Annotated in this window: 7 protein-coding genes; 4 read left to right on the plus strand and 3 right to left on the minus strand. The window is 46.7% G+C overall.

The window, feature by feature from the left end:
- Nucleotides 1–2,295, minus strand: a 2,295-nt coding sequence (nirB, locus tag ACEW8S_RS13045; protein ID WP_373518580.1) for a nitrite reductase large subunit NirB, incomplete at its 3' end; no start/stop codon positions are given.
- 454 nt (nt 2,296–2,749) lie between these two features.
- Here nirB and ACEW8S_RS13050 point away from each other — a divergent pair.
- The 3 genes from ACEW8S_RS13050 to ACEW8S_RS13060 all read left to right on the plus strand — a co-directional run bounded on the left by ACEW8S_RS13050 (nt 2,750) and on the right by ACEW8S_RS13060 (nt 6,426).
- Nucleotides 2,750–4,165 (plus strand): MFS transporter, encoded by a 1,416-nt coding sequence (locus tag ACEW8S_RS13050; protein ID WP_373518581.1) that lies wholly within the window; start codon nt 2,750–2,752, stop codon nt 4,163–4,165.
- A gap of 26 nt (nt 4,166–4,191) precedes the next feature.
- On the plus strand, nt 4,192–5,487 hold the full coding sequence (locus ACEW8S_RS13055) for an alginate export family protein (protein ID WP_373518582.1): 1,296 nt from the start codon (nt 4,192–4,194) through the stop codon (nt 5,485–5,487).
- Nucleotides 5,488–5,754: 267 nt separating this feature from the next.
- Entirely contained in the window at nt 5,755–6,426 is a 672-nt protein-coding gene (locus ACEW8S_RS13060) for a response regulator (RefSeq protein ID WP_373518583.1), read from the plus strand.
- 12 nt (nt 6,427–6,438) lie between these two features.
- Here ACEW8S_RS13060 and murI read toward each other — a convergent pair whose 3' ends face one another.
- Together murI and pafA are read right to left on the minus strand one after the other, a co-directional pair.
- Entirely contained in the window at nt 6,439–7,227 is a 789-nt protein-coding gene (gene murI, locus ACEW8S_RS13065) for a glutamate racemase (protein ID WP_373518584.1), read from the minus strand.
- A gap of 54 nt (nt 7,228–7,281) precedes the next feature.
- Nucleotides 7,282–8,955, minus strand: coding sequence for an alkaline phosphatase PafA (gene pafA, locus ACEW8S_RS13070; protein ID WP_373518585.1), 1,674 nt, complete (start codon nt 8,953–8,955; stop codon nt 7,282–7,284).
- A 129-nt stretch (nt 8,956–9,084) separates the two neighbouring features.
- Here pafA and ACEW8S_RS13075 point away from each other — a divergent pair.
- The coding region (locus ACEW8S_RS13075) for an MlaE family ABC transporter permease (protein ID WP_373518586.1) at nt 9,085–9,563 on the plus strand (479 nt) is incomplete at its 3' end.

Genomic DNA, 9,563 nt, shown 5'->3' on the forward strand with positions numbered 1-9,563 from the left:
GGTAATGCCGCCTTCCAGTTTTTCCAACCAGGGGGCGGTGCGCTGCAAGGGTTGGGCGGTTTTGATGTAGAACATAAGGAATCGGTCAACGTACTTTAGGGCCGCCACTTTATCCACTTTTTCGGCCAACAATACCGCATGCTTGGGGTTGGCGCCACCGTTACCGCCCACGTAAACGTTCCACCCACCTTCCACGGCGATAAACCCGAAATCTTTTCCCCGAGCCTCGGCACACTCCCGTATACAGCCGGAAACACCGCCCTTGAATTTATGCGGGGAACGGATGCCTTTATAGCGATGTTCTATTTCTACCGCAAAGCTTACGCTCTCATCCATGCCGTATCTGCACCAAGTAGACCCCACACAACTTTTTACGGTCCGTAAGGATTTTCCATAAGCCTGGCCGGTTTCAAAACCCTCGTTGATGAGTTCTTCCCAGATCAAGGGGAGCTCATGCAACTTGGCACCGAACATATCGATACGCTGGCCACCGGTTATTTTGGTGTAGAGGTCGTATTTCTGGGCTATCCGGCCCATGGCCATCAATTGTTTCGGGGTGATTTCGCCACCCGCCACCCTAGGTACGACGGAATAGGTACCGTTGCGCTGTATATTCGCCAGGTAACGATCGTTGGTGTCCTGAATCGTATCCTGCCGGTTGGCCGTCTCGTTATAGATGCTGGCAAAAATGGCCGCAACGGCGGGTTTGCACACCTCACAGCCATGGCCCGTACCGAAATCATCCAATAGATCATCGAAATTCCGGATATCCTTCAGTTTCACGATGTCGAACAGTTCTTGACGGGAGAAGTCGAAATGTTCACAGATACGCTCCTTGACCGTCTTGCCCAGCGTTTTTAAACTTTCCTTGATTAGATCGGCGACCATGGGTTTGCAGCCCCCGCAACCGGTTGTCGCCTTTGTAGCCTTTGCAACTGCTTTCACGGTCTCGTTGCCATCCTCCAAAACGGAGCAACAGACAGCCCTTTTCGTGACCGCTTCGCAAGAACAGACCACGGCCGTATCGGGCAGATCCATCGCACTACCAAAAGCGGAGCCCCCTGCGCCCCTGGACCCTACGATCAGTTCCTCGGCATTTTCGGGCAAGGGCATATTGTTCAGGTACATCTGGTGCAAAATGCTGTAATCTTCCGCGTCGCCGACCATTATGCCGCCCAATAGGGTCTTTCCATCATGGCTTACATTAATTCGTTTATAAATGCCCTTGGTCTTATTTTCGTAAATAATAGAAAGTCCCTTGTCCGCCGGCATATAGGGTATACCAAAACTGGCCACATCAACGCCGATGAGCTTGAGTTTGGTTGACATGTCGATTTCGGGACGCATGACCACGTCATTCTTTTTCAGTATTTGATTGACCGCTACCTCGGCCATTTCATAACCGGGGGCGACGAGCCCGTAAATCATTTGCTTATAAAGCGCCACTTCGCCGATGGCGTAGATATCGGGATCTGAAGTCTGCATTTTATCGTTGACCACGATTCCCCCGCGAACGCCCATCTCCAAATTACAGGTTTTGCCCAGTTCGTCCCTCGGTCGGATGCCGGCGGAAATAATTAACATATCTACCTCCAAGGTATCGTCCTCGCCAAAATCCATTCCGGTGATGGCACCGTTTCCAAGTATTTTGTTGGTGGCTTTGCTTGCATGGATATGGATGCCCATAGATTCCAAGGTCAATTGCATCACATTACTACTTCTTGCATCCAATTGCCGCGGCATTAGTTTGGGCGCGAATTCTACGACATGGGGCTCCAGTCCCATGTCTATGACCGCTTTACCCGCTTCCAAGCCCAAGAGTCCCCCACCTAAAATGGCGGCCCTTGCATTCGGTTTTGTTGTTTTAATTTTATCGGCATAGGCCATCATATTCTCTAGGTCTTCGATGGTTCTGTATACGAATACCCCCTCCTTTTTGACTCCTTGAATAGGCGGTACAAAGGGCGCCGATCCCGTGGCCAACACCAGATAATCATAGCTAAACTCCTTTTCACTGGCCGTCGTGACCGTTTTCTTGGTACGGTGGATATCGGTCACACGTTCGCTCACGACCAGATCGATACCGTTATCGGAGTACCAGTTCAGGGGCGCTAGCTCCAGGGCTTTGGCATCCCTATTTTCAAAATACGCACTAAGGTGAACACGGTCGTACGCGGCCCGGGGCTCCTCGCCGAAAACGACCAATTTATAATTCCGGCTTTCAGGGCGGGCTACGAATTTTTCGCAGAACTTGTATCCGACCATTCCGTTTCCCACTACAAGGATAGTTTGCATATACTTAGATTTTTAAAACCTAGTACAATATTACGTATTAATACGTATGTATCTAGTAATTTTATGGAAATAATTACGTATTTTAATTGCAGAATCATCAAAAAGTCCACCTTATATTGACAGGTTCGAAATCGAGCCATGAATCGGGAACAACACGAGACCTTTGATTTGTCCACCTATGGAATTCGTATTTGAAATCGGGTCATGAACCATTAATAACCTTGGGAGGGGTAGGCTAATATCGCCGTAGACGTTATCCAAAGCTAGCCAAGAAATCCCAATTGGATATTCCACAAAGTGGATGGTATTTTTTTTCAATCCAAAGATTTTCTATAGCTATAATTATCATCCTCATAAAAATACGTACAAAATCAATATTTATTCTATAAATACGTATTAATACGTATTTATATACTTAATTTTGGACATCGTTACACCCTAAAACATCCCTTTTATGAAAACAAAATCGAAAAAATCGACTACACTGAAACTCACCGACCTTAAAAGTATGCCCATACGTACCTTTTGGATTACGTCGATAGCCTTCTTTATCTGCTTCTTTGCATGGTTCGGCATCGTTCCCTTTATGCCTGATGTGGTCAAGGATTTAGGTCTAACACCCGACCAAAAATGGAACTCCATTATTTTAGCGGTTACGGGTACCGTGTTCGCCCGTTTATTGATCGGAAAACTCTGTGACAAATACGGTCCGCGTTTATGCTATACCTATTTATTGATTTTGGGGGCGATTCCGGTAATCTTGATCGGTTTTGTTCAGACTCCCATGCAGTTTCTGATATGCCGCCTATTCATCGGGTTTATTGGTGCATCTTTTGTTATCACCCAATTCCATACTTCCATCATGTTTGCGTCCAACATAGTGGGCACGGCCAACGCGACCTCCGCAGGATGGGGAAACCTCGGCGGGGGTGCCAACCGGTTGGGCATGCCCTTGATTGCTGCGGCCGTGGTAAGTTTCGGGGTGGCGGACGAGATCGCTTGGCGGTATTCCATGGTCATCGCGGGTATAATTACCATGCTTATGGGCCTTGTCTACTACTTTTTCACCCAGGATACCCCGGAAGGTAATTTTGCCCAACTGAAAAGCGAAGGTAAAATGCCCAACTTCAAAAAAGACGAGGAAAGTTTCTTAAGCGTACTGAAAGACTATCGGGTATGGATCCTGTTCATCGTTTACGCCGCCTGTTTTGGGATGGAACTGACCGTATACGGTACCATGGACGATTATTTGCAGAACACGTTCGGCCTTACCCGTAGTTCTGCCGGAAACCTGGTGCTTTCGTTCGCTTTGATTAACATTTTTGCCCGCACCTTGGGCGGTTTTTTCGGAGATCGCTTCGGTAAGTTGAAGGGACTTCGCGGAAGGGTTCTTTTTCTGACCGTCATATTGGCCGCTGAAGGTTTTATGCTTTCCATCTTTTCGATGACCACTAGCTTGGCCATTGGAATGCTGTTCTTGATCGGTTTTAGCCTAACGGTTCAAATGGCCGAAGGTGCCACATTTTCTGTAGTACCCTTTATCAACAAAAAGGCTATTGGCTCTATTTCCGGAATTGTAGGCGCGGGAGGTAATGTGGGAGCATTTTTGGCCGCTATGTTCTTAAAATCAAAGTCCGCCTTAGCCGAAACCACGGCTTTGGCCGCCACCTCCAATTTGGGCGAACAAGCCATGAAAGCGGCCCAATCGGCAGCTGCTGCATCCGCTGTTTCCAACGGCTATTTTATAATTGGTGGATGCGTTGTGGTCAGTGCCTTGACCTCATTGGCCATTAAATTCTCAACCGCCGATGAAAAAGCGGTAGAAGCCGAAATGAAGGGTGAATTGGTAATGTCGGGGGCAGATAAATAATCCTTAACTGAAGAACCTATCCATACATGAAAAAAATATTTCTTGTTATAATTCTATTGGCCCTATCGGCACCATCGATATATTCACAGTTCACATTAGATGGACAGTTTCGACCAAGAACCGAATACCGACATGGTTTCGGGAGTATCATTCCCGATGCAGCAGACGCCGGCTATGCCATTTCGACACGGATACGTCTGAACACGGGTTACAAATTTGATTCCTATGAATTTTTTGTAAGCCTTCAAGACGTAATGGTCTGGGGCGAGAACCGGCAGCTACTTCCCGATGACGAGAACAACTCCTTTGCTGTTTTCGAGGCGTGGGCGAATTTGAAATTAGGGCGCGGATGGTCTACCAAATTGGGCCGGCAGTCCATCTCCTATGACGACGAACGTATCATGGGAGGTCTCGACTGGGCGCAGCAGGGGCGTAACCACGATGCCGGTCTATTGAAATATAGAAGCGAAAAGTTTATGGTGGATATTGGCCTAGCGTTCAGCCAAGATTTCGACAACCCGTCCGGATTTCAGTCTGAAGGAACAGCGTATGGCACCACAGGTTTCTTTACGTATAAAACGATGCAGTACCTATATCTCAAACAGCAATGGGACAGTTTTTCGGGCAGCCTTTTACTGTTGAACAACGGTTTTCAAAACTTTACCGGTGAGGGCGATGCCCAAATCGCCGATGGTGTCAGTAACCTACAGACCCTCGGCACCCATCTGCAATACGAAAAAGGGGCTTTTGGAGCTGCTTTGAACGCATTTTTGCAAACCGGCGAACGCCAGAATACTATTGATATCAGCGGTGCCTATTTATTGGGACTGGAGGTTAGCTTTAGGGCTACTGATAAAATTGGACTAGGCATCGGCACGGAACTGATACGTGGAAACAACACGGACACCGCCGATACAACGGAAGCTTTCTTTCCACTCTACGGTACCAATCACAAATTCAATGGCCTTATGGATTATTTCTATGTGGGCAACCACGCAAATTCCATCGGACTTTTTGATATCCATGCCAGTGCAGATTTCAAGCTGGGCGAGACATCGAGCCTGTTGACAAAAGTGCTGAATTTCAGAGGGGAACAGGAATTGTCCAGTGGCGAAAAATCTTTGGGAACCGAAATTGACCTGGTTTTTTCAAAAGCGTTCAACGGCTATGGATTGGCCATAGGCTATTCTCAGCTTTTTGCCAGTGGAGGTATGTACGAGCTGAAAGGAGTCACCGAAGATGCCGCAGCCAGCAACCAGAATTGGGCTTGGGCACAACTGACCCTCAAACCCAAATTTTTTGATTCCGCAAAAGGGAATTGAACTGCCGATATAATGCTTCGATAGGAACCGTCTTCACCATCTTTTTTGTTGGTGGTGGTTCTTTTCAATTTGACCTACAAGGTTTCCGCAACTGCAGGCAGGAACGCAGGTCTGGGAAAATTTTCTGACTAAAGCCTACAAAATCAAAAAAGACCCTACAGGTTGGCAATATAGACCTATCAAAAGTCTGATTTTTAACGTACTAGTATTGATACGGATAAATCTTCCCGAATTTCAAGTATATTTGTCCGTATAAATACGGATGTTTTGAACCAAACCACAAAAATTATTTTAGCGGATGATCATTCTTTGGTGCGGGACGGTATCCGTGCTTTGTTGGAAAGTGAATCAGATCTAGAGGTGATCGGGGAAGCTTCCAACGGAAATGTAGCCATTGATCTGGTGAACGAAAAGAGGCCAGACCTGCTTATTATCGATATCCGTATGCCGGAAATGAACGGTATCGATGCCGTCGAAAAATTAAATGCCCAAAATTCCCCCGTAAAATGCATCATCCTATCCATGCACGATTCGGAGGAGTATATTCTACAATCCGTCAGTGCAGGTGCCAAAGGATATCTTCTCAAGGATACCGGAAAATCCGAATTCATAAAGGCTATACATACGGTACAGGAAGGCGGAAAATATTATAGCGGAGATATTTCGAACGTATTGGTGAACAATCTTCTGAAGCCGAACAAACGCCCCTTCGAAAACCTAAAAAAAAATGTGCCGACCAATACCCCGTTCGACCTGACCAACAAGGAACTTCAAATTTTGGAACTCGTTTTGTCCGGTCTGACCAACAAACAAATTTCCGAAAAACTGGAAAATAGCAAACGTACCGTCGAGACCCATCGTTTTAATCTCATGCGCAAGATGGACGTCAAGAACCTTATGGAGCTATCCAAAAAGGCCCGGGCCCATAATTTGGTATAAGAACCCGTTACTCTAAAAGTCTATCTGTTTTACGGAGTAGGAAGCCTTATTTTCTTTGATGAAATCTTTTAAAACCTCGGACGCCACGTTGGTATAAAACTGATGCCTTCCCAGTTGTGGGGAAGGGTTTATCAATTCGTTTTTCTCCAAAACCGCTTGGGTCTGCCTTGCCACGGCTTCCCCCGAATCGATGATCTGAACGCTTACCGGAAGCAGTTCCTTTAAGACGGGTGCCAAATACGGGTAATGCGTACAGCCCAAGACTAGATAATCGATATCTTCATCGAGCATGGGCTTGAGATAGGTTTTTAACAAATTCAGCGTCTCTTTCGAGTTGATTTTCCCCTGTTCGATAAGAGGCACAAGGCCTACCCCCTCGCGCTCGATAATCTTTATGCCCTTGGCGTGCATTTCAGCGGTACTATGAAAAAGTCGGCTAGATAACGTGCCTTTAGTGGCCAAGATTCCCACCGTCTTTGATTTTGATTGTAGAGCAGCAGGTTTAATGGCCGGTTCGATACCTATAAACGGAACCCGATAATTCTCACGTAGATAATCAATGGCATTGGTGGTGGCCGTATTGCAGGCCACGACAATAATTTTACAGCTGTTTTCCAACAACAGCTCCGTGTTCTTGATACTTAGTTGAAGGATTTGCGCTGCAGATTTTTCACCGTAGGGCGCATTTTTACTGTCGGCTAAATAAATGGTATCCTCATTGGGCAGCAGTTTCTGGATTTCCTTCCATATTGAAGTGCCCCCGACGCCGGAATCGAAAATGCCAATGGGGTTGTTGTTCATTTATATATGGGATGAATTGCAAAATTCGAAGAACTGCCTACTGCAACGGCTTACCTACCGATGCCCTAAAACGGCAACAATAGGCTTCCCGGTTGCTCCACTTGGGAACGCAATACCCAGTAGCACTGCTAATGTAGCGGCAATATCGGGAATTTCGGTGCGCATGACGGTGCTTCCCATTTTGATACCCTTCCCATAAAACAAAAGTGGGGTATGGGTATCATAGGTATACGGCGAACCATGCGTCGAACCGGTATTGGAATACGACACGTAGTCGGGTTTTAAGACCACGATCACATCGCCGGAACGCTTTTGGTTATGCCCGTTCTGTATCAAATGGGGAATGCCATCAGTGTATTCGTTCTGCCACATTTGGTCGGCAGTGTAGACATGCTCCACACCTTCATAGGTCAGCACCTCGTTGGCAATGGTCTCTTGTACTTCCCTAACCGACATTTCAAGATTCTTTACAACGTCTTGGTCCAAGAAAAATTGATAGTTCGAAAAGACCTCGACCACATCCGTCGTTCCAAAAGTGGACTTTAAAAACGCATCGAATTTCGGCTTGCTATCGTTCCATTTTATATTTCCTGCGGGAATTTTCGAGTCCTTCAGATACGCGGCATTGTCCATCCCTGCATGATCTGCGGTAAGGAAAACCGTGTATTCGCCTTGGCCTACTTTTTTATCCAACGCCTTGAAAAATCGAGCGAGGTCTTCGTCCAATCTCATATAAACATCCTGTACCTCTTTTGAGTTCACTCCATATTTATGTCCCACGTAATCGGTACTGGAAAAGCTGATGGCCAGAAAATCGGGAATATCATCGGTGCCCAGCTTCTCCCCCTCCAATGCGGCAACGGCGAAATCGGCGGTCAAACTATTGCCGTATGGCGTAGCGCTGAGCAAGCCAAATTTTCCATTGGCATCCCATAATTTAGGCAGATCGTGCGGAAAGACCGGTGCGTTCTCCCCTTCGAACAGACCTTCGTAGACGTTATCATCGATGCCGCTTTCCAGATAAGAATCTATGGGTCTTAAGGTAGTCCATGGTTTTTTATAGTTCTCGGCCGCTTTCGAGGCGTTAAAATCATCGGCCCATTTGGGCAGTTTGGACATGTAAAAGGAGCTGGTAATAAATTTGCCTTCGTCACCACCGTGAAACCAATAGGCCGCGTTGGCGGTATGACCGCCCGGGAGTACCGCGCCCCTATCCTTAATGGCGATGGCTATGGTCTTGCCGCGCATTTGGGTAGCCAAACGCAGTTGATCGGTGATAGTGGTCACAGTCAAACGATGCGGCGACATTTTACCGGCATCGGATTCGGTACCCACCGATTCGTAACTGTCATCGCCGGCACAATATACATCTTCGCCGGTGGTCTTTTCGTACCAATTGTTGCCGATAATCCCATGGGTGGCAGGCGTTGTGGCCGTATACACCGAAGCATGCCCAGGGCCCGTAGTGGTCGGTGCGTAATTGAAATGGTTGTTCTTACAATTGAATCCCTCGTCGACCAACCGTTTAAAACCATCATCGCCGAACCGGTGATAAAACCGGGTGATGTAATCGTAGCGCATCTGATCGACAACAATGCCCACTACCAATTTAGGACTTGTTCTTAGATGCCCGTCACCCGCTTTTGATTTTTGCTGCCCAAAACCTTCGGAAGCATAAAAAACGATTGAAACAACCGTCAAACACAAGCTAAGCACTCTTCTGATCATAATGGATTTATTTTAGGGGACATAGATTTCTGTAAGAAACAAATGTAAATAAATTCTTCCTTAAAAATTGACAAGCAGTCCGTCAAATCGAATGCTTATTCCTATTTTTACGCCACGAAACCCAAGTACATGAGCTATCTTAAATCGATCGGCAGCTATGCCATTATGATTAAGGAGGTCTTTAAAAAGCCGGTGAAATGGCGGATTATGAGAACCCTGATCCTTAAGGAAATAGATGAGCTGATGTACGGATCGCTGGGCATCGTTATCTTCATTTCTTTCTTTATCGGGGCGGTTGTGACCATACAGACGGCCATCAACCTGACCAATCCGATAATTCCGAAAAATCTTATCGGGTTTACGGCACGCCAGTCTATTATCCTAGAATTTTCGCCCACTTTCGTATCTATCATCATGGCCGGTAAGGTCGGGTCTTATATCACATCGAGCATTGGAACCATGCGCGTCACCGAACAGATCGACGCTTTGGAGGTTATGGGGGTGAACGCCCTGAACTATTTGGTTTTCCCAAAAATCGTGGCCATGCTTTTCTATCCCTTTGTTATCGCTATCTCTATGTTCGTAGGCATCGTAGGCGGATGGATCGC

The sequence above is a fragment of the Pricia sp. genome, assembly GCF_041745955.1.
Lineage (GTDB): Bacteria > Bacteroidota > Bacteroidia > Flavobacteriales > Flavobacteriaceae > Pricia.

Bases quoted from the DNA above. Each gene is read 5' to 3' on its own strand.
- ACEW8S_RS13050 (WP_373518581.1), top strand. From the start codon at position 2,750: ATGAAAACAAAATCGAAAAAATCGACTACACTGAAACTCACCGACCTT.
- ACEW8S_RS13055 (WP_373518582.1), top strand. From the start codon at position 4,192: ATGAAAAAAATATTTCTTGTTATAATTCTATTGGCCCTATCGGCACCA.
- murI (WP_373518584.1), bottom strand. From the start codon at position 7,227: ATGAACAACAACCCCATTGGCATTTTCGATTCCGGCGTCGGGGGCACT.
- pafA (WP_373518585.1), bottom strand. From the start codon at position 8,955: ATGATCAGAAGAGTGCTTAGCTTGTGTTTGACGGTTGTTTCAATCGTT.